At 35.0% G+C, this 21504-nt stretch carries 18 protein-coding genes and 1 pseudogene; 10 read left to right on the top strand and 9 right to left on the bottom strand.

Annotation, left to right across the window (positions count from 1 at the left end; all coding sequences use genetic code 11):
- The first annotated feature begins 264 nt into the window (after positions 1-264).
- From D5R40_RS06760 to D5R40_RS06745, 5 genes and pseudogenes are all read left to right on the top strand, one after another.
- Positions 265-1071, top strand: coding sequence for a double zinc ribbon and FHA domain-containing protein (locus D5R40_RS06760; protein WP_124142636.1), 807 nt, complete (start codon positions 265-267; stop codon positions 1069-1071).
- 500 nt (positions 1072-1571) lie between these two features.
- On the top strand, positions 1572-1700 hold the full coding sequence (locus D5R40_RS40825) for a hypothetical protein (protein WP_275670248.1): 129 nt from the start codon (positions 1572-1574) through the stop codon (positions 1698-1700).
- Between the two features lie 747 nt (positions 1701-2447).
- Positions 2448-3344 (top strand): PRC-barrel domain-containing protein, encoded by an 897-nt coding sequence (locus tag D5R40_RS06755; RefSeq protein ID WP_124142637.1) that lies wholly within the window; start codon positions 2448-2450, stop codon positions 3342-3344.
- Between the two features lie 135 nt (positions 3345-3479).
- Positions 3480-4446 (top strand): annotated as a pseudogene (locus D5R40_RS06750) (IS5 family transposase).
- Positions 4447-4511: 65 nt separating this feature from the next.
- Positions 4512-4841, top strand: a complete 330-nt coding sequence (locus D5R40_RS06745) for an FHA domain-containing protein (RefSeq protein ID WP_124142638.1) — start codon at positions 4512-4514, stop codon at positions 4839-4841.
- Positions 4842-5227: 386 nt separating this feature from the next.
- On the opposite strand, the gene D5R40_RS06740 is transcribed toward D5R40_RS06745, so the two are convergent.
- Together D5R40_RS06740 and D5R40_RS06735 are read right to left on the bottom strand one after the other, a co-directional pair.
- Positions 5228-6502, bottom strand: coding sequence for a DNA cytosine methyltransferase (locus D5R40_RS06740; protein ID WP_124142639.1), 1275 nt, complete (start codon positions 6500-6502; stop codon positions 5228-5230).
- Positions 6503-7027: 525 nt separating this feature from the next.
- Entirely contained in the window at positions 7028-7507 is a 480-nt protein-coding gene (locus D5R40_RS06735; RefSeq protein ID WP_124142640.1) for a hypothetical protein, read from the bottom strand.
- Between D5R40_RS06735 and D5R40_RS06730 the strand changes: the two genes are divergently transcribed.
- Both D5R40_RS06730 and D5R40_RS34740 read left to right on the top strand, forming a co-directional pair.
- Positions 7502-7609, top strand: a complete 108-nt coding sequence (locus D5R40_RS06730; protein ID WP_240038716.1) for a HEAT repeat domain-containing protein — start codon at positions 7502-7504, stop codon at positions 7607-7609. The genes D5R40_RS06735 and D5R40_RS06730 overlap by 6 nt on opposite strands.
- A gap of 3 nt (positions 7610-7612) precedes the next feature.
- Complete coding sequence (locus tag D5R40_RS34740; protein WP_161564282.1) at positions 7613-7780, top strand: hypothetical protein; 168 nt, start codon at positions 7613-7615, stop codon at positions 7778-7780.
- 631 nt (positions 7781-8411) lie between these two features.
- Here the strand turns inward: D5R40_RS34740 and D5R40_RS06725 are convergent.
- A complete protein-coding gene (locus D5R40_RS06725) occupies positions 8412-8984 on the bottom strand; it encodes a sugar O-acetyltransferase (RefSeq protein ID WP_124142642.1) in 573 nt (190 codons plus the stop codon).
- A gap of 461 nt (positions 8985-9445) precedes the next feature.
- Here D5R40_RS06725 and D5R40_RS06720 point away from each other — a divergent pair, with 461 nt between their 5' ends.
- On the top strand, positions 9446-10264 hold the full coding sequence (locus tag D5R40_RS06720; RefSeq protein ID WP_124142643.1) for an alpha/beta fold hydrolase: 819 nt from the start codon (positions 9446-9448) through the stop codon (positions 10262-10264).
- 458 nt (positions 10265-10722) lie between these two features.
- Here the strand turns inward: D5R40_RS06720 and D5R40_RS06715 are convergent, their stop codons facing one another.
- From D5R40_RS06715 to carA, 5 genes are all read right to left on the bottom strand, one after another.
- Positions 10723-11007 (bottom strand): DUF1816 domain-containing protein, encoded by a 285-nt coding sequence (locus tag D5R40_RS06715; protein ID WP_124142644.1) that lies wholly within the window; start codon positions 11005-11007, stop codon positions 10723-10725.
- Positions 11008-11307: 300 nt separating this feature from the next.
- The gene (rlmB, locus tag D5R40_RS06710; protein WP_124142645.1) at positions 11308-12171 is read right to left on the bottom strand and encodes a 23S rRNA (guanosine(2251)-2'-O)-methyltransferase RlmB; all 864 of its coding nucleotides are present in this window, start codon (positions 12169-12171) and stop codon (positions 11308-11310) included.
- Between the two features lie 1053 nt (positions 12172-13224).
- Positions 13225-13617 carry a Mini-ribonuclease 3 gene (locus tag D5R40_RS06705; protein WP_192901016.1) on the bottom strand — a complete coding sequence of 131 codons (393 nt, stop codon included), beginning with the start codon at positions 13615-13617 and terminating at the stop codon, positions 13225-13227.
- 259 nt (positions 13618-13876) lie between these two features.
- Positions 13877-14218: an STAS domain-containing protein gene (locus D5R40_RS06700; protein ID WP_339379453.1), complete on the bottom strand. Its 342-nt coding sequence runs from the start codon at positions 14216-14218 to the stop codon at positions 13877-13879.
- 195 nt (positions 14219-14413) lie between these two features.
- On the bottom strand, positions 14414-15574 hold the full coding sequence (carA, locus tag D5R40_RS06695; RefSeq protein WP_124142648.1) for a glutamine-hydrolyzing carbamoyl-phosphate synthase small subunit: 1161 nt from the start codon (positions 15572-15574) through the stop codon (positions 14414-14416).
- Positions 15575-15866: 292 nt separating this feature from the next.
- On the opposite strand from carA, the gene D5R40_RS06690 reads away from it, so the two are divergent.
- On the top strand, positions 15867-16508 hold the full coding sequence (locus D5R40_RS06690; RefSeq protein ID WP_124142649.1) for a retropepsin-like aspartic protease family protein: 642 nt from the start codon (positions 15867-15869) through the stop codon (positions 16506-16508).
- Between the two features lie 252 nt (positions 16509-16760).
- On the opposite strand, the gene trpD is transcribed toward D5R40_RS06690, so the two are convergent.
- The gene (gene trpD / locus D5R40_RS06685; RefSeq protein WP_124142660.1) at positions 16761-17822 is read right to left on the bottom strand and encodes an anthranilate phosphoribosyltransferase; all 1062 of its coding nucleotides are present in this window, start codon (positions 17820-17822) and stop codon (positions 16761-16763) included.
- A 348-nt stretch (positions 17823-18170) separates the two neighbouring features.
- Here trpD and D5R40_RS06680 point away from each other — a divergent pair, with 348 nt between their 5' ends.
- Positions 18171-21164, top strand: coding sequence for a PAS domain S-box protein (locus tag D5R40_RS06680; protein ID WP_124154405.1), 2994 nt, complete (start codon positions 18171-18173; stop codon positions 21162-21164).
- Positions 21165-21504: the final 340 nt, after the last annotated feature.

Genomic DNA, 21504 nt, shown 5'->3' with positions numbered 1-21504 from the left:
GTTTAAAAGTCAGACAAAGTAAGATTTTTCACTCCTTCGGTCCTTCCAACTTCGGCTCTTACTTCTTTCTTCCCTCCTGACTCCTGAGGAGGTCCTCCTGACTCCTAAGTAATTAAAATTGATATTATACATGCTCTTCACCAACACCCAAATTAGCTATACAATACAATAGAATTAGGATTACTATAGAATCTGAAAGTTAAATATAATTATGATTCTTATGTCGGTGTTTCGATCGTCTGGCCGATAACGAGGAGTAGATCAATGATTGTCTGTCCGAATTGCAATCATCAGAATCCTGATGGAGCAACACAATGTGAAGCTTGCTACACTCCCTTACCTGTAACTACGAATTGTCCTAACTGTGGGGCAACAGTTCAAGTTGATGCTGCCTTTTGTGGTCAATGTGGCTTTGATTTGAAAGCTAGTACTGGTATGGAGGAAGGTCAAGTTTTATCTCAAACCGATCCAGCAGTAATGCCAACTATAGTATCACCAGTATCTGGTACGAATGCAGGTATGCCTTCAGAAGATATACCTGACTTACATCCACCAGATCCATTAGTGACTTTAGAACCTATAGTAGTGTCTGCTACACCAAACTTAGAAAAATCTAGCAACATTAATACTCCAGTTCCTACTGAGGAACCTCCACAAACTATTAATCCTATTAGTAACCCTGTAGTAACTTCTCCATCTCCTACTGGAAAAACACCAATTCCGGCCAAGACTCAGTTACAAAAACAGTCTGCCAAGTTAATTCATATTAGAACAGATACAGATATTGAATTACCAGTTAATTTATCTGTAATTCACATAGGTAAGCCTAACGACCGAGTACCACCAGATATTGATATTTCGGGATTTCCTGACTCTGAGGTGGTTTCTCGTAGTCATGCTGATATTAGAATAGAGGGAGATAGTTATTATATTGAAGATATAGGTAGTTCTAATGGTACTTATGTCAATAATACTTCTTTGACAAGAGGAAATCGACATAAATTGAGGCCAGGAGATCGAATATCTTTGGGCAAAGGAGATTTAGTTTCATTCCTATTTCAAATTTCTTAGCTCAGTTTTTAGATTTTAGGGTCATTAAAATCCTCAGCTCAAGGTCTTCCTCTGGTTAGGAAGACATGAAGCTAAGTAACTTAAAATTGTAATTATCAAAAATTGTTTAAGATGTTGTACTGGTCTGTCAACTTTGAAATCATGTATAGATTTTTGTCAATGTGATTTTTAGGTAATGTTTTTTGGGTAATGTGACCCCTCAAAACTATCTTGACAGACCACTACTAAAATTTCCAATAGCAAAAGTGATTAGGCTAACACTGCTACATCCACTTCAGTATATGCTAGGCTGATTTTGGACTTTGGGAAATATACATATAATTAAAATTGGGCATTATTTCAAATAATAATGTAGTTCTTTATAGTTCCATAGTTTTTCGTTATCATATTTAATTAAGGCATAATCATTATAATGGGGAAATTATTAATTTATTTATCAGTGTGTTATATAGGTTAACTATCAATCGATTCTGAAGGTTATTATAGTAAGTTTATTGATCGTGAATTTTACTGGCTCCAAAGCAAAAATTGATATATCTATTGACAAACAATTAGAAGTATCTAGTATTAAACAAAGGGAAAATTATCGTCAACTAAATGATTTAGACAAACTATATTTATCTCTCTAATGTAAACAAAAAAAAATCTTTGGGGATAAAAAAGATGAATAGTTTGATTAATAAATAATCTTATTTTTGTGATTACTGTTTCTAGATAATTTTACCTGATTTATGATTGATTTGAGTAATAAATTCAGATTAAGTTTGGTGATTGAGTTTTATTGACTAGTTCTAGACAATAAAATTCGGTAACCTTGCTTTTGTTTGATCGTAATAGGTACAAAAATACTTTAAATGTTGCATATAATTTTAATCAAAAGTATAAGTAATTCTCTTTGAATAATACTAAATTTGTTTTACTTATATTAGTTCTAGTTATAGAAGGAAAAAGTAAGAAAAGGTAAGGGAGATTTGCAACAAATGTTTATTCAAATTACATAACTCTATGTTATTAAAAATAATATGGTATGACACTATTAATATATAGCAATTATAAATTATTAATGATAATTTTATTGCTTCGGTGTTTCACATTCCCTATTTCCTGTGCCTTAAAAGTCTAAGATATCTCACAACTCAAATAAGATTACTATAGTAATTAATTTATATTTTTGACCACAAATAATCTCATTTATTTTTTACTTCTAACAGCTCAATTATCCGGGGTAAATCCCTCATAAACAAGCCTTAAATAGCGTAAAATCCTTCCCTAACTGCTAGTCTACTCCCATTTATTGAGGGGTTAAATTTATTTCTTAATTTCCTTCTTAAATTGTTCAATAAATTTATCAAAATTATGTTTTAGGAGTAAAATTTATGAATAAAATACCAGAAGTAATGAAACATAGTCAACTGTTGAAGAGGTTTGTCCTTGACAAAAAAACGGTTGAAGACCAGGGTAGAATAGAACAATTGTGCCTGAATACTCAATCTCATCAAGTCATAGGTTTTATATGTAAGTCTGGTATTTTTGGTAAACAGAAAAAAGTTTTTGCTTGGAAACAAATTGAGACTATTGGCACTGATGCTACTCTAGTTAATGGAGACTCAGCACAAGAGAGTTTAGATAAATTCAATAATACTGTAAATATAATTGGAAATGAAGTATGGACTAATACAGGAGAGAAGGTAGGGTTAATTGTAGAATACCTTCTCAACATTAAAACAGGTGCAGTAGTTAATTATTTGTTTAAATCTAATGGGTGGCGAGGTGTTTTAAATAGTATTTATTTATTACCACCAGAAGCAGTTTCCAGTGCTGGTAATAAACGGGTAATAGTAGTCAATAGTTCTATAGAAAATCCTCAATGTTATACTGAAGGAGTTACTCAAAAAATAGGTCTGGTTCAAGATTTTTTACAAGAAGATTTAGTGAAAACTAGAGAACATATTAATGTAGCAAAACGTGAAGCAAAAAAATTACTTGTAGGTTTTCAAGAAACTGCTAAAGTTGTTAAAGAGCAAGCTCAAGAAAAAGCACAAGTAGTTACAGAGCAAGCTAAACAAAAAGTAGAAGAATTTCAAAGTAAGTCTACAGAAAAAAAGTCCAGAAAAAGTAAGCAAACTTCAAATGATTTTTCTACCAAAATTCAAGAAGTTACAGCAGAAGCTAAGGAAAAAATTGATGGGGTAAAGTCACAATGGAGAAAAAACTCTAATATTTCAAAAGATGATCGAGAAAACATTATAGATGATTTACAAATACATCAATAATTTTAGTATAGTTAAATAAATTAGTATCAGTGATTACCGAAGAATTAATAATTAAATAAGGCTTTGTTGCATAAAGATAGCAAATAGGGTAAAAATATGCAGTGCGTAGCACAACAAACCTAGACCAACATAGAAATGAGTAAGTCCAAGTCCAAGTACCGACTCAGCAACTGGTCTGAATATGATGCTTCCCTAAAACAGAGAGGAAGTCTCACATTTTGGCGCTGATGATGAAGTAATAGAGCAGTGGGTAAACCAACAAAAAAATGGACGTAGGGGAGCATCAAATACCTATAGTGACACAGCCATTGAATTTATGGTGACTATACAATCATTGTTTAGTTTGGCCGGACGACAGACTGAAGGTGTTGTAGAATCTATATTTCAATTGATGAACTTAGATTTACCAGTACCAGACCATAGCACTATATCCCGTCGCTTACAAAAACTGAATGTTCAACTGCCAGTTATACCAACTCATGAAGCTATTCATCTAGTAGTGGATTCTACGGGAGTTAAAGTCTATGGTGAAGGGGAATGGAAAACCAGGATTCATGGTGTAGGTAAACGCAGGACATGGCGTAAATTACATCTAGGAGTAAATGAGGCCACAGGGGAAATTGTCAGCGGGGTAGTGACTACCAATGATGTAAGTGATGATCAAGTATTTTCTGACCTATTAGATAGAGTAAATGTGGAAATAGCCCAAGTATCAGGAGACGGAGCCTATGATAAGTATAAGTGTTACGAGAAAGCTAGGCAACGAGGAGCAAAGACAACGATTCCACCAAGGAAAAATGCGGTAATAGGTCAACATGGCAACTGTAAATGCGCACCTCATCCCAGAGATGAAAACCTCAGAAGAATAAGAATTGTAGGACGCAAGAAATGGAAACGTGAAAGTGGCTACCATCGATGCTCCCTATCAGTTTGCGCAGCATTCCGAAGGAAAACCACGATGTTTAGGCTCAAAGTGATATTTGGAGGGAAGTTGCGGCGACGAAAATTTGATGCTCAGGCAGTGGAGTTATTCATACAATGTGCCATGCTTAACCGTATGATTCAAATAGGTAAACCCAAAAGCTACAAAGTTGAAATCTAGTTTACTCCACTCAGGGGAGTTGTCGCGATCGCCACTTTCATGCAACAAAGCCATTAAATAATTAAATAATTCAGAATGATGTAATAATTTATAGTGCAGTAGTTTCTCGCCATCATGCAGAATTATGGAAAAATTCATCTGGTTGGATGATGGTCAATTTTGGTGCTAATGGTACTTATGTAAATGATGAGCCAATCATTCAGACATCAGTGGTAGACAATATGATTATTCGGCTGGGCATTTCAGGGCCAAAGTTGCAAATTCATACTAAACAATTAGCTTCTAAGTTTGCAAAACAAATGAATAAGTTATCTAGTAAAGAAATAGATATATTTAATGTTTTTGATAATAACGAATTGACAAATGAGGATTTTACACAAACACATATTAATTAATTTGTAGTGATAGAAGTTAATTACACAACTGTGCAAAAAATACTTAAAAATTACCTTCTTTGGTTAGGACAATAAATTTGAGTGAAAAGGGAGCAGAGAGTAGGGGAGTAAGGGATACCTGGAGTGGAAAAAACTGTGAGTAGGAAAGAAACCGAAATATATCCTCTCTCTTGTGTAGATTGGATATGGCGCAGGTCTCCTCGCCATCCCACCCTACGGGAAGCTCCGAAGATCCACCGTTTTTTTTAATTGGAGCTGAGTCGATCGCAGCTAAAATCATTAGATAATTTGTCCCAAGTTTAATCAATACTATTACGGTTACAAGACTGCCGGAATATGAAAATAAATAAATTCTGAGTTTATTTGTTAATTTAATTAATATAATATCAACTAATTATTTTTTTTCTACTTCTTGGCGCAATAGTATGTCGATCTACCTGATATTTTTTAGCGGCCATAGACATATTAAACTCTAAATTTTCCCATTTTTCTAACTTGATTTTTTTTCCTCTAGGTTGAAGTGGTTTAATATTTAAAACATGAATAATTTCTTGAGCTACTGCCTTTGCTAATAGGGGTGGCACTGAATTTCCAACTTGTCTAAAACCATGCCATTTTGTTACATGAAATCTAAACCAATCAGGATATGAATGTAATCTTGCTGCTTCCCTAACTGTGATACATCTGGGTGTAAATGGGTGTATTGGTCTTGGAGAAGTATATGCCCCTTTACTACTTGGTGTTCCAGCTCTGAGTGTGTTACAAATACCATCAGGATTAAGTCTATAAAAGTGGCTTACTGATTCAATTTTTCCTGGTGCTGTAGCATTAAATCTTTCTCTTGATTTTTCTGTATGTCTTGTGCGTAAACTAGAGGTTAATATTGTTTGATCGTATTCACGTTTATAAGAATAGTCATTATTAAAACGTTCAATATTACGCAATTTTATAGCATACTTGCTTGGTTTACCATAATCATTTTCTACTTTTATCCAATCTCTTTCTAATAGTTCTGGATAATTTTCTACTTCTGGCAAATCTCCGATTGCATCCTTAACAGTGATCAAGTTTTCTGATTTTTTATCGGTAGAAATATTTGTAATTGCTAGAGGATAATTTGGTAAGATTAAACCTTTTTTACATCCCATTAAAAATAATCTTTCCCTATTTTGCGGTATACCATAATTGACAGCATTTAAAATTTGGTAAGGTTGCTGAACTTGATAACCATTTTTAGATAATTTGTCAATGACTTCCTCAAGAAAAAAATTTTGCTTTCCTACTGTTAATCCTTTGACATTTTCTATGACAAAATATTTAGGTTTTAACTCTAAAACTAATCGAACAAAATGAGATATAAGTGTATTGCGTGGGTCATCTAAGGTACGTTTTCCCATCAGAGAAAAACCTTGGCAAGGAGGACCACCAAAAATTACATCAATTTCTTTATTTTTAATATCTGATAACTGTCTAATGTCATCTCCAGTAATATCAACTATGCTACGACATAATATTGGCCAAAAAGGAAAATTGAATTGATGAGTGGCACAGTGAATGGGGTCTAATTCTACAGAAACAAGTATATCAAATCCTGCTTGTTCAAAGCCCAGAGTCATACCTCCTGCACCTGCAAATAAATCTATACCTATTGGTCGTTGCATATTACACCTCTACATTTACAGAGTATTTGGTGGTTTATGAAGTACGGTAGGGAGCAGGGAGTCGGTAGTAGGTAGTAGGAAAGAAAGAATATAGTTTTTCCAATCCTGAGTATTTTGTTAAAAATTACTTTCATTATTTGGACTCTAAACTACTTTGCCACATTTACATGGAATCTGCTGTATTTATATATATCTTTAATTTTGAGAGAAGATAATACCAATTTGGAAAAAGAATATTACGAATTAATTTGGGCAATTAAAAGACTTTATAGGAGATATCCATTGGACTAAAAAGATAAATTCCGACCTAATAAATGGTATCAAAGCTATTTATTCTAACTCCTAACTCCTGACTCGGTGACTTCCCCTCCTGGGAGGGGTTAGGGGTGGGTTTACTCCTAAGAAATAACCTATTTATTTGTAGCAAATATTTATCACGCTTGGTATAACAGGTAAAAGTAAAAATGCTTTTAGACTATCAGAGTTCTCATAGAGGTGATACTTAAGAATAAACTACTATATCTTTCAAATACCTAACTTATATTCTCTGAAGTTTTCATAAGGATTGCCATTTACTCTTAAAACAGCTATAGGTTGGTTATTTTCATTTTTAACAATATAGTACCATTGGAATTCTGTGCGGTCATTGATTACTTTTAACAGTTCTGGCTTTCCTTGAAAAGCTGATGGAATCGCTTTTTCGTATTCTTTGGCCACAAATAAACATTCTAATTTTCTTTTGTCTTTTTCATGATAAATTGTCTGTGATGAATACCTCCAAATAATTGTATCATCTGTTTTATCTGACAGATATAAAGTCATCCTATTGACAAATGATAATTTCTGTACATTTTTAATTAAATTATTGAGGGTTTTTGGCACATTATTTTTAGGGGAAGCTATGATTTGACTGATTTGTTGTACAAATTTAGTTTGTAAATTTTGTATTTGTTCAGCAGCTATTCTTTTAAATACTTGAGTAAAGCAACTAATGCTTTGGTGCAATTGCTCGGGTCTACTTCCGATCCTAATATTCGTAGGGAAGCAGCAGAAAGTTTAGGGAAAATTAGCATGGGCAATGAGAAAGTAATTAATGCTTTCCTGTAATTGTTGGAGTCTACTTCTAATCATCATGCTCGTAGGGAAGCAGCAAAACTCTTAGGGAAAATTGACCCTGGCAATAAGAAGGCGATTAATGCTTTGCTACAGTTGTTGGTGTCTACTACAGAAAATTCTACTCCCAGGGAAGCAGTAGAACTCTTAGAGAAAAAGGGATAATTTTTCGGTGGTGGTGCATTTTCATTGGTTGTACATTGTCATTATTTTTGTTACAAGAACAGTGGGAGCATCTTGCTCCCATGCCAGACATCTATTGTTCTTTTAACCATTACGCGACCAAGATTACCCATTCATTTTTCTACCTTTTTCCCCTATTGTATTTCTGAATCTCCGGAGTTATGAGATCAACTCCGGTAGCATCCGTATTGTAAAGGTAAGGAAGAAGGAAGATGGAAAAAGGCTTTATTTATCTAGAACAGAAGACTTAAAAGTCTGAAAAAACTGAAATTTTCTGTAAATATTCACGCTTGGGTTTACATAAATGATACCAGCGGACATGATATGACTCGGTCTTCCTGACTTCAGCAGCTAAAAGCACATACTGCGTGCAAAGATACCAAATGGATTCTATATTATGATGGGTGGAGTAATTCATTAAGTTTTCAGGCATTGCTGAGGGGCGGGATGAATATAAGTGGGGTGGGTATCATGCCTGCGGTGAAAATATCAGGAACGGGCAAGATGCCCATTCCACAAAACTATTAAAATCATCCCGTATTTATGCAACGCCAGTTTTCAAAATAGAGTTAATCACGATAAATACTGTGTATACTTCAAAACTCTTTGTTATTCATTCAATTTCTTTAATTACGCGACAGGGGTTCCCCACTGCAACAACATTTTCAGGAATATCTTTCGTTACCACGCTTCCCGCCCCAATAACTGTATTTTTTCCAACCTTTAAACCAGGAAGAATGATACAACCCCCTCCTATCCAAACATTATCCCCTATTTCAATAGGATAAGCCATTTCTTTACCTGCAATTCTTTCTGTCACATTTATTGGATGAGTAGCAGTATAAATTTGTACATTAGGACTTAACTTTACATTACTACCAATTTTCACAATATTGCAGTCAAGAATAACACAACCAAAGTTGGCATAAAAATTATCTCCAATTTGGATATTATACCCGTAGTCACATTTAAAAGGAGATTCTATCCAACAATCTCGATCGGTTTGGAATAAATCTCTGATAATTTTGACCCTTTCTTCTTGACTGCCATCTGGAATATTATTCAATTTTTGACATAAACTTTTAGCTCTTTGTCTATCTTTTAGTAAGTCTTTATCAAAGCCATTATAATATTGCCCGTTTAGCATCTTTTGCTTTTCTGTAATTTGATTTTGGTTTGACTCCATAACAGAAATTAATACTTAGGATTGAACAAGGAAGATGGAAGATGGAAGATGGAAGATGGAAAAAGTTGATGGGGACTCCAACCCAAACTAATTGTAAACACCGCGAGTGGCGGCGGGGTATTAAACCCAAAAGATAAAAATAAAAAGGGTTTAGTAAATTTTTTATCTGAATTATCGTTATTAGGATCAGGACTTACGCAAATTGACTTTTAAACCACCATTTGTAGGGGCGAATGATATTCACCCTCGCTATATGTAGAGTCTCTGCGTAAGTCCTGAGGATGTAATTTACAGCATATTTCATATTAGTGAGGTACACCAGTCGCGGGCAAGATGCCCGCACTACAAAGACTTTACCATTTATATTTGTACCTCATCTACCTGCAATCTGCTGTAATTATATTAACTAGACTTGAAAGCAAGGTAAGGTATATAAAGAAAATTTTACAGAAAAAAAAATCATGGTCTCATCATTACCACTACATTTTCAACTCAAAGGAGAAGGTTTTCCCATTCTTTGCCTCCACGGACATCCAGGTTCAGGCCAATGTATGTCTGTCTTTACCAACTCCCTCTGCCAAAACTTTCAAACTATTGCTCCTGACTTAAGAGGTTATGGCAAAAGTTATACGAAAAAAGACTTTGAGATTACTCAACATTTAGTAGATTTAGAAATACTGCTAGACCAACTTCAAATCCCCAAATATTTTATATTAGGATGGTCGTTAGGTGGAATTATAGCAATGGAGTTAGCTCTAAAAAACCCAGAGAAAGTTGCAGGTCTGATTTTAATAGGTACCGCAGCACGACCTAGAGGTAATCATCCACCTATTACTTGGCAGGATAATCTTTATACTGGTTTAGCGGGGATCATAAATTGGTTGATGCCTGGATGGCAATGGAATATTGATACTTTTGGCAAGCGATCACTATTTAGATATCTCATTCAACAACACACTCCTGCCAGCTATAAATATTTAGCAAAAGAAGCCGTTTCTGCCTATTTACAAACTTCTAAATTTGCCACTAGAGCATTAAATCAAGCTTTAAGAAGTGACTATAACAGATTGAGCGCTCTGCCACAAATTCAATGTCCTTGCTTAGTATTAGCTGGGGCAAGCGATTGCCATATTACTCCTGAGTCCAGTCAAGAAACAGCTCTACATCTCAATCATGCACATTGGCAATGCTATCCTAACACCGCTCATCTTTTTCCTTGGGAAATTTCTCAGCAAGTGCTAACAGATATTAAAAAATGGATACAGCTTCAGCAAAAATAATCAAAAATATTATACCAAATTCAAAAAAGGTAGTTACATCTTAACTTGTAATTTATTGCTACAATTAAAAATTGTATATATCCATCAAATGTCAAAATCAAGTATCTTTTCCTCTTTTTTATCCAGTTTTTTCCCTGTTGCCTGTTACCAGTGTCGAGACTGTAGCAATATTTTATGAAATTGGTATTAGAAATTCTTGTAAAAGTCAATTAAAAGTCAAAATTAAGAAAAGTTGATAATTTCCTAATTATAATTTATTGGCATTGCTGAAAACAGATATCAAGACTTAAATTAAAGTAAATCAAGAGTAATTAATAAGCTTTACTATTTTTCTATCTAGTATCAAGCAATTAGTAGTTTATTTAGTATCTTTGACTCTTATCGACTACTAACTTCAAAGTTATACTATTACTCAGCAACACCATTTATCTTCAAATTTTATAATTTCCTGAAAAGGATTAAGTTTGGGGACTAAAAGCAGGATTTATTACTGTTTCATTACTACTATTTTCTAATTCATCATAAATAGTTAACTCCACAGGTTTAGACTGCTCAATAAACACCTGAATACCCTGAGCACTTTCGTCTTTTAAATCTTCTATATAGCCAGCTTCAGCAGCTTTTGCTTCTTCAAATGTAAAAAAAGGTCCAAAATAATAAGTGCAACAAGGGTTAGTAGTAAAAATTTTAACCCACCAAGCCAGACCAGAAAAGTTTAATAAGTTTGCCAATGTTTCTTTCATACTATGTTAATAATTTTTGTATTAGTAGTTGCTTTTGAAGTTACTGATTCTCACATCTGCCAATGTTTGCAACTTTATGAGCAAAAATTCTAAACAAACTATCAGGAAAAATTTGAATCGATAACTAAACTATACAAATTACAAAGAGTGTTCATTATAGTCAACCGGGAGTTTCAAAATCTATTTCGCTGGTCAGAGCCATGTAGCTGATAGAAGACTGTTTAACCCATGTTAAGCTATACTTCTCCTCTCTATTTTTGTTATACTACGCAACTTCTATTTTTTCAATTATATTTTTCACTACATACGCAAACTTTTTGACCAGCGTTGTCTATAGATCTCATAAAGGGCTATACCAGTTGCTACTGATACATTGAGACTAGGTGTATTTCCTGACATTGGTATAGATACTAAGGCATCACAATTTTTTTGGATCAGAAGGCTTAAACCCTCTGCTTCACTACCAATAACTAGAACAATAGCTCCTGTAAACTTTACAGTATGAATAAGATCCCCATTGTCAGCTACAGTACCATATATCCAGAATCCCTCTTTTTTCAATTCTTCCAAAGCACGACTCAGATTAATAACTCTGGCTACCGGAAAATTTTCCAAAGCTCCTGCAGCAACTTTTGTTACAGTCGAGGTTATTCCTACTGCTCGTCTTTGTGGAATAACTAAACCTTGTATTCCCAGAGCTTCTGCCGTCCGAATAATAGCTCCTAAATTATGGGGATCGTTGAGACCATCAGCTACTAACAATATAGGTTGCTCGGTTTTAGATTTAGCTTGAGAAATTAGTTCGTCAAGCTCTTTGTACTCGTAAGGGGATATTTGAGCAGCAATACCCTGATGATTTTTTCTATGGGTAATTTGATCTAGGCGTCTATCATCTACTTCATCTATGATCGTACCTCTGGCTTTAGCCTCATTGAGCAATGTATGAAACCTGGGATCGTATCTCAGTGGCGAAATAACCCAGATGCGGTTTAAGGAACGCTCACTTTTGAGGGCTGCTTGTACAGTATGTCGTCCATAGATTAGATCGTCATCTTCCCTTGTGGCCTCTAAATTATCATTGCTTGACTGCCTACTTTTGAGTTTAATTGATTTCTGTTTTTGGGGTTTGTCTTGATAGTTAAATTTTGAAGGTTTTATAGGCATAGCTCATATCAAATCTAATTTTATTCTTAATACAGGCGGCATAGGCCATAAGGCCCCAGGTAATATAAATACCTATGCAAAATTAATTTAACATTTGTAAGTAGATACCAGGGAGTAGGGAGTAATATCATGTGCCCCCTCCGGGGGAGCTACGAATTGCGGATAATTACTTATAATTTCTGATAATTACTTATAGTAAAGTTTTTGTTTGTAGTTTTGTTCTAGCCCTTGCAATACTTATATTATTGCTCAAGCAAAACTACGAGCCTAATTAGGGTTTGCGCTCAAAAGTATTTTAGTAGGGGTAGGAGACAGGAGACAACCCACCCCTCGCCCCTCCCAGGAGGGGAGAAATGGATCGGGAGCGAGGAAGTAGGAGCGGGCGTTTTGTCCCAAGATTGTTCTGCCCAACTATGCGCCTAAAATACGCTCCATGCATGAGCGTGAAGAGCTGAAACAGGCGCACTTTTTTCGTTCCCAAAAAGGCACTTGTCTTTATATGTCAATGCTTTTATATTTAATCAGCAGAGCAATAATTATAAGTGTTCTACCGAACATAATATAAAAACTACTCTAAAGGCTAATTTTAAAAGTAATGGTATTTACAAATTACTTAAGTTTTCGAGCGAAAATCACTATTTGTTGTACATTAACCGGATAGGGAACAGAAAATATATCTTAATACCAAATTTTACGCAAGAGCAGGGAGTAGGGGAGTGGGAGAGATGAGAAGACGGGAAGTGAGAAAGAAACCAAAATACATCCTCTCTCTTGGTCGATTGGATATGTCGAGGAGACCCGCTCTTGACAGAGAGAGTCGCTCCGCTTTACATGTTGCGGAGCAAAACGCCATCCCTCGAACGCTTTCTTTTAATTAGAGCTGAGGTAATAACAGCTGACATCATTAGGTAATTTGTCCTAAGTTCAATCAATACCATTACCGTTGCAGGACTACCAAAATTTGAAAAAGAGTAGGGAAAGAGTATATTTAGGTAGGATTTGGGTTTCTGTTTTTACCCCTTTTAAATTAACCTTTTTAATTCTTTCTATTCTTTAATCTAATTTTATATAGCCTAGTAATTGATTTAATCGTTGAGGATCTGTTAAATATAAGTAACCAATTAAAGCTTCTAAACTGGTAGCCTGTTGATAAACTTCTGGGTCTAATCTTTTTGGTTTCCCAAAAGCAGCGTTGCGTCCTCGCTTGAGAATATCTAACTCTAAACTAGTAAGATGAGGTTTTAAATTATGTAAATGATGAGCTTGACTTTCTGCTCTAACTTGCGCTACCACCAGTTGATGATAAGACCGCGATCTTTTAGCTGGTATTAAGTAGTAGCTCCGAACATACAATTCATAAATAGCATCCCCCAGATATGCCCAAGCTGAGGGTGTAGTTTTTTGAATTTCTGTTGGTGTTAGTGCCACAAGGTTTAATTGTTGCAAACCGATCGTTCTCCTTGTTAGACCAGCTTTTCTACTCGATAAAATATTAATTGTCCTTCTTCTAATATCCCCGTAGAAAAATTTTTGCTTAACTTAAGTTTTAATTTCTATTTAACAAGACAGGCCAAATTTTGTTTTCACAATCTTTCTAGTTTTTTCCATCTCAATCAGGCTTGACCAACTCCCGTCTCGCCCTTTGATTTTTGACGGGAGATAGCATCTATAGCTATATTAAACAGTCGGTCATTGCCTGGCCTTGTCAAGAGATCTTGACATTCTCTATAGCTTCATCTAATGAAGAGCGTAAAGACAAAAATTTCTCTAAACGAACCAATTTAACAGTTTGATTGACACGGGCATTGGAAACTATTTGCAACGTACCTTCTTCATATTGTTTGGTATGCTTTACCAGTTGTACGAGTGCTCCTAACCCAGAGCTATCAACAAAGTCTATTTTGGACAAATCCAAAATAATGTTTTTTGGCCCTTGATCGATTTTTGTCTTCAGCGTTTTGTTAAAAGTACCTTCTGAAAAGGCATCTAGTAACCCTGTTAGGCGGAATAGCTGGTAGTTATTCCTCTCTTCATGAGTGCATCTCAGGCTAACAGTCAGGGCTAATGGCTTAGGCTCAGGAATAACACCCTCCTAGCTTGATTTTGCATAAGTCGAATGTCAATTATACTTTTTTATGTAAAATTTGTCTACTCCTAAAGATAACTTATTTTGAAAGACAAATGATGCAAAAAAAAATTGTACAATTTAAGTAAGGAATACACAAAATTTGCAGGCAAAATCCTACTTTGATTTCGAGGCTTTAGCTCTGCGCTCATCTTGCATTACCTGGACAAAACGTTCAAACAAGTAATCAGCATCGTGGGGACCAGGGCTGGCTTCAGGGTGGTATTGTACTGAGAACAAAGGTAAAGATTTATGTCGTAAACCGGCAACAGTTTGGTCATTCAAGTTAAGATGTGTAATTTCTACCTCAGTAGCTAAAGAATCTGGATGAATCGCAAATCCATGATTTTGACTTGTAATCTCCACTTTTTGCTGTAAACCTGCTGGCTGATTGAGACCACGGTGGCCAAACTTTAATTTAAAAGTGTCGGCTCCTAAAGCAAGACCGAGGACTTGGTGTCCCATACAAATACCAAAAACAGGTTTAGATGATTTAAGTAACTCTTTAGTAGTCTCAATACCTTCGTTAACAGCAGCGGGGTCTCCTGGGCCGTTGGACAGGAAAATACCATCTGGGTTGTGCTTGAGAATTTCTTCTGGTGGCGTATTAGCAGGAACAACTACAACTCGACAACCATAGCTAGCTAAACGTCGTAGGATATTTTTTTTCACTCCAAAGTCAATGGCCACTACTGTATACTTTTCTCCACTGTAACCAGAAACAGAAGGATTAAACTCCCAAGCTGCATTAGTGGGTTCAGACCATTGATAAACTTCTTTAGTTGTTACTCCCTGAACTAAATTCAATCCTGCCATACTAGGGGCAGACTGAACTTTTTGTAGCAATTCAGTTGGGTCTAGAATTTCTGTAGAAATTGCCCCATTCATTGCTCCTAAAGTCCGAATTTTTTTGGTCAAAGCACGGGTATCAATACCATAAATTCCAGGAATTTTATGTTCTTGAAGATACTCTAACAAAGATTGAGTTGAGCGCCAGTTACTAGGACGTGGACAAATATTACGAGCGATCGCACCTTTGATTTGTGGTTGATTGGACTCTTCATCTTCAGGATTAACTCCTGTATTTCCCAATTCTGGGTAGGTAAAAGTAACAATTTGCCCACGATAACTTGGGTCTGTGAGAACTTCCTGATAACCAGTCATTCCTGTGTTAAATACCACTTCTCCAATGGTAGTTCCTGGAGCGCCAAAAGATAAGCCACGGTAAGAAGTTCCATCTGCTAGTACCAGAAGAGCAGGTTGAGGTGAGATTGACATTTTAATTCCTCTCAATTAATTAGTATTTAATTTAACTAGCTATCAGCTTTTAACAGCTTGGGTTAAAATCCCATTCTAAACATTAAAAAAATGATCCTAATGATTCTGCTGACTGCTTCTTTAAATATTAGGTCAGAATATTTACTTAGGTCATTGAGAATATATTAGGTTTACGAAAAATGTAGTAGTCACAAGTACAGATTACATTCATCAATTAAATAAGATAAAATTAGCTTAAAGTTTAAAACTTAACAATAAACAAATAATTGAAATTCTTAAAAAGTAATTAATTATGATGGAAAATTCTTCACTCTACAATTCTACTGATAGAAATCTAATTAAGCACAAACAACAGGTGAAAACGATCTTTTGGCAAATACCATCAATATTAGTGACTACATTAATTTGTACTGCAGCGATCGCTCAAGAATATCCAGGATGTTTTATGCTTGATGAAGCAGGAAATAGGAAGGACTTAACAATATCAGTTTGTCGTCTGTTTCCAGAAGAATTACCAGAGGAGGTATCAACTTCAACTACAACAGCAGGGTTATATGAAATACCAATTGTTAAACGTACAGATGGTGCAGAAGGTATTCCTATTGTTGAAGTTATTTTTAATGGGGATCAGAAATACGAAATGCTTTTAGATACTGGAGCTAGTAAAACCATTATTACTCAGGAAATGGCAGACTCTTTGAAAGTAGTACCTTATGGTCGGGGAACTGTAAAAGTTGCTGATGGTAGAGAAGTAGAAGTACAAGCAGGAATAGTTGGTTCTATTTCTGCGGGAGGTTTAGAGTTCAAACAATTTACTGTTGTTATCGCACCTCCTGAAGCAGAGATACCACTGCTGGGACAAGACTTTTTTGGTAGTTATGATATGACAGTTAAAGAAAAATTAGTAGAGTTACGGGTACGTTCTAGTAGTTAGAAGCATCATATTTATAAAAAATTTTATGTGAAGCTCATAGAATAAGGAGTCAGGATTTAGGAGAAAATCATGGTCGTCAATTAAGAGTCAATAACTAGGAGTAAATAATTAAGTATATCTGGGCGTTGGTGATGGGGGCTATGATTTTTTTTAAGTGTAGAAACCTGGTTTGTGGCTGGTAAATATTAGTATGGTAAGTATTTAAAATCAACCCGGTTTCTACGCTTTTCGGATGGAGAAGTTTTTGCAGATTTATAAGAATTTAACTAACTGCTCTAATTTCAACCAAGCTGCTCCACTCTCGAGAATATCTTTAGCTTTAGCAATACCTTCTGCATGAGCTTCTAGTGGTACAACACCTGCTACCTGTAGTGCCAGAGAACTATTCAAAGCGACTACATCTGTCTGTGCAGAAGTCCCCTTACCTTGGAGAACATTCTGTAAAATTTCAGCATTTTTTTCTACCTCCCCACCCTGTAAGGCACTTATGGGAGCCAAATTTAATCCTAAATCTTGGGGGTTAACGGTTGTCATTCGTACCTCTCCATTAGATAAAATAGCTAAGTCGGTAATATCGCCCAAACCAGCTTCATCTAGTTTTTCTCTACCGTGGAGAACGATCGCCGATTTTAACTCCAATATTCCTAAAGCTTGAGCTATAGTTTCTACTAAGTTAGAATTAAATACTCCGATGACTTGACCTTGAGGACGCAAAGGGTTAACTAAAGGACCTAAAAGATTAAATACAGTTCGTACTTTTAAAGTACGACGTAGAGGAACTACAGATTTCATTGCGGGATGCCAACCTGGTGCAAACAAGAAAGTTACTCCCACCTCAGATACTGCGGATATTACTTTTTCCGTGGGAGCGCTCAAACGTATTCCCAATGCTTCCAATACATCAGCAGAACCAACTTTACCAGAAGCAGAACGGTTTCCATGTTTAGCTACTGGCACTCCGGCCGCAGCTACGACAAAGGCAACCGCAGTAGAAATATTGAATGTTGAAGCTCCGTCTCCACCAGTACCGCAAGTATCAATAACTGGATATTTGGAGTTGGTGATGGGAGTAGAGCGATCGCCATCTTCTTTTGTTAAGGATAAAGACTGTAATACTTTTGCCATACCTGCTAATTCTTCTGCAGATACACCTTTAGCTTGCAGGGCAGCTAAAATTGCTCCTGATAGAACAGGTGGAATTTCTTCTTGCAGCCATCCTTGCATTAAATTCGATGCTTGAGATGAAGATAAAGATTGGCCATCAAGTAACTGCTGTAATAAACTCGGCCATTCATTAGTAGAAGAGTTAATCATTGATATACCTTGTTGGTTTTGAGCAATAGAACCAGTCATATCTAAAAGTAAATATACATTTTTCCACTATCTAATTATCTTATGTTTATCTTGTATATGTATCTTTGAAAAGAATATTTTCCACAATCAAGCATAAGTCTACAAAAAAAAGTCAAAAGTCAAATACATTTATTTCCAACTTTCTCTACAGTAATTTTATTTTTAAGATAATGGTCGCATATTTAAGCCAAAAAGTTATAAATATGTCAAGATATATAATAACTAAAAGGGTACATTAATTCAATAATAAACTTCTTCAGTAGGTAAAAATAGTTACATACAATTATCAATCTGGAACGGGAAATTTGAATGATTAATCTTCAGAAAAGCCAAGAGACATTACAGCAAATGGAAGATAAATATCACAGTATATTTGAGAATAAAGTTGTAGGAATTTACCAAACAACACTTGAAGGAACCTACATTAGTGCTAATGCTACACTAGCTCGCATCTATGGTTATGACTCTTCTACAGAAATGATTGCTGCATTGGCAGATATTAAAAATCAACTTTATGTAGATTCTCAGCGACGTGACGAATTTGTTGATATTTTACGAGAAAAAGGAGAAGTTTCCGAATTTGAATCCCAGATTTATCGCAGAGATGGTACAATAATTTGGATTGCTGAAAATGCCTGGGTAGTTCGTGATCGCCAGAAAAATTTTTTATATTATGAAGGATTTGTTGAAGATATTACCAGACGTAAACAGACAGAAGTTGCTTTGCAAGAAAACGAAGAAAGACAAAGATTATTAATAGAAAGTGTTCAAGATTATGCCTTATTTATGTTGGATGCTGACGGATATATAGTTAGCTGGAATTCTGGAGCAGAGCGTATTTATAAATATCAATCCGAGCAAGTTATTGGTAGACATTTATCGACTTTTTATACTCAAAAAGATATTAAAAATCACCTACCAGAGAAAGAATTAAAAATTGCTCAAGAAAAAGGTAAATTTGTGAGAGAAAATATCTGTTTGAGGCAAGATAAAACGCAATTATGGACTAGTGTAATTACCACAGCTTTGTATGATAATAACGAACAATTACGGGGTTTTTCTCAAGTAACAAGAGATATTACTGAAAGTAAACAAGCTAGAGCTATCCAAACAGGATTAATTGCTACTATACAAGCTTCAGAAAAAAAGTTTCGCGATTTATATGAATCTACTCAAGATGCGGTTTTATTCATAAATGAACTAGGCTTTATTGATTGTAACTCTGCTGCCTTAAAATTATTTTGCTGTAGTAATAAATCAGATTTGTGTGGAAAACTTCCTTGGCAATTCAGCCCTCTAAAACAGCCTGGAAAAGAAAATTCAAGTACGAAATTTCAACGTTATTTAGAAATAGCATTACACAGAGGCATAAGTCGTTTTAATTGGCGATATAAACGTTTAGATGGTTCTGAATTTCCGGCAGAAGTTTTCTTAACTTCTATGAAGTTTGATGGTAGAGATGGTTGGCAAGCAGTAGTTTTAGATATTAGCAATCGGGTGTTAAAAGAAAAAACACTAAAGCAGGCAAATGAGGAGTTAGAAAAGCGGGTAGAAAAACGAACAATTGAACTACAGGAAGTAGTTGAGCGATTACAGAAAGAGATATCTGAACGTCAACAAGTAGAAGCAAAGTTACGATTATCGGAGGAAAAGTTCTCAAAAGCATTTCGTTGTAGTCCCAACCCGATCAGTATTACTACTTTTGAGAATGGGCGGTTTATCGAAGTAAATGATGGTTTTTTGAAGATAATGGGTTATTGCCGTGAAGAAATAATCGGTTTGACTGCACAAGAGTTGAAAATATGGGTATATCCAGAAGCAAGAACTGAATTTATACAGAACTTACAACAGCAAGGAGTTGTGAAAAATCAGGAATACGAGTTCAGAGTTAAATCTGGTGCAATTAGAGTATGGTTGTTGTCTGCAGAGATTATTGATATTGGTAATGAACTTTGTTTGTTAACAGTTATTACAGATATTACTGAACGCAAACATGCAGAAAAAGCTTTATATGAAAGTCAAAGAAAATTAGCTACTTTAGTGAGTAATTTGCCAGGCATGGCCTATCGTTTTTGCAACGATCTACATCGAAGTGTGGAATTTGTAAGTGAAGGTTGCTATTCATTAACTGGTTACCGAGTCAAAGATTTTTTTGGTTCACAGAAAATATTTTTATCACAATTAATTCATCGAGAAGATCGACAACGTTTATGGAATGCTATACGGTTTGCTGTACAGGAAAATAAGCATTATCAAGTAGTTTATCGAATTACTACTAAAACTGGAAAAATTAAATGGGTTTGGGAACAGGGAATAGGAGTATTTTCGGAGTCAGGAAAATTAATAGCTTTAGAAGGTTTTATTACAGATATTACTGAGAGTAAAAATGCAGAAGCAGCACTAAAGCAATCTCGAAATGAGTTAAGAAAACAAAAGCGAAAATTAGAAAATACTTTGCAAGAACTGAATGAAGCGGAGACGACTTTAACTAATAGTGAAAAGATGTCTAGCTTGGGTGAATTAATAGCAGGAATTGCTCACGAAATTAAGAATCCTATAACTTCTGTTTATGGAAATATAGTCCATTTGAATCATTATGTTCAAGACATGATGAATTTACTAAATCTTTATGAAGAATATTGTTCCGATCCACCAGATTACATTAAACAAGAATTTGAGGAGATAGATCTAGATTTTATGAGGCATGATTTGCCCAAGGTAATATCAGCAATGCAAATAGGGACAGAAAGAATTAGTGATATTGTGAGTTCTCTGCGTAATTTCTCTCGTAAAGATGACGTGAAAAAAACTCTGATGAGTTTTCATGATGGTATTAATGGTACTTTAGTAATTCTCCAAAATCGTTTTAAAGGGCGTGGAAAAAAACCTGAAATTAAAGTTCATAAGGAGTATGGAGAATTGCCTTTAGTAGAATGTTATGTTGGTATGATAAATCAGGTATTTATGAATTTAATTGGTAATGCTATTGATGCTTTAGAAGAGGCTTTTGAAAATGATAATTGCCAAGATAAAACTCCTACTATTAAAATTAAAACAGAAGCTATATCAGACAAAGTTATAGTGAAGATTATAGATAATGGTTTAGGTATGGATGAGGAAGTTAAGAAGCATTTATTTGAGCGATTTTTTACTACTAAACCGGCAGGGAAAGGTACTGGTTTAGGTTTGTCTATTAGTTATCAAATTATTGTGGAAAAACACAAGGGAAAGTTGAGTTGTATTTCTACCCCTGATGAGGGAGCAGAGTTTGTCATGGAAATTCCGATTACACAGCCAGTATAATGTTTTGGTCAAAAGTGAAGTAATTTTTGATGATATTATACAATTTTGAAAAAAAATTCTATAGTTATGCAAGATTTCAATGATTAAGTAATTATTAGGATTCAATAATGTTTTGAGCGATTATTAGCCAGTGATTGTATATTATTCAGCGTTGGTAATTGATGGGATGATTTATATTTTGGGGTAGCGCTCTGTAACCCACCTCAGTTAATCATTGGGGGATTGCCCCTACAAATTTCATCCTGTAATTTACCAACGCCGAAATACGGCGTTGGTAAATGAAGGTATGATGAGGAAAGAATGCGTGCGCTAAACAGTTAGAAGTTTTTGAGTGAATGGT

The sequence above is a fragment of the Okeania hirsuta genome, assembly GCF_003838195.1.
Taxonomy (GTDB): Bacteria; Cyanobacteriota; Cyanobacteriia; order Cyanobacteriales; family Microcoleaceae; genus Okeania; species Okeania hirsuta.
This window is presented reverse-complemented; position numbering and strand designations above follow the sequence as displayed.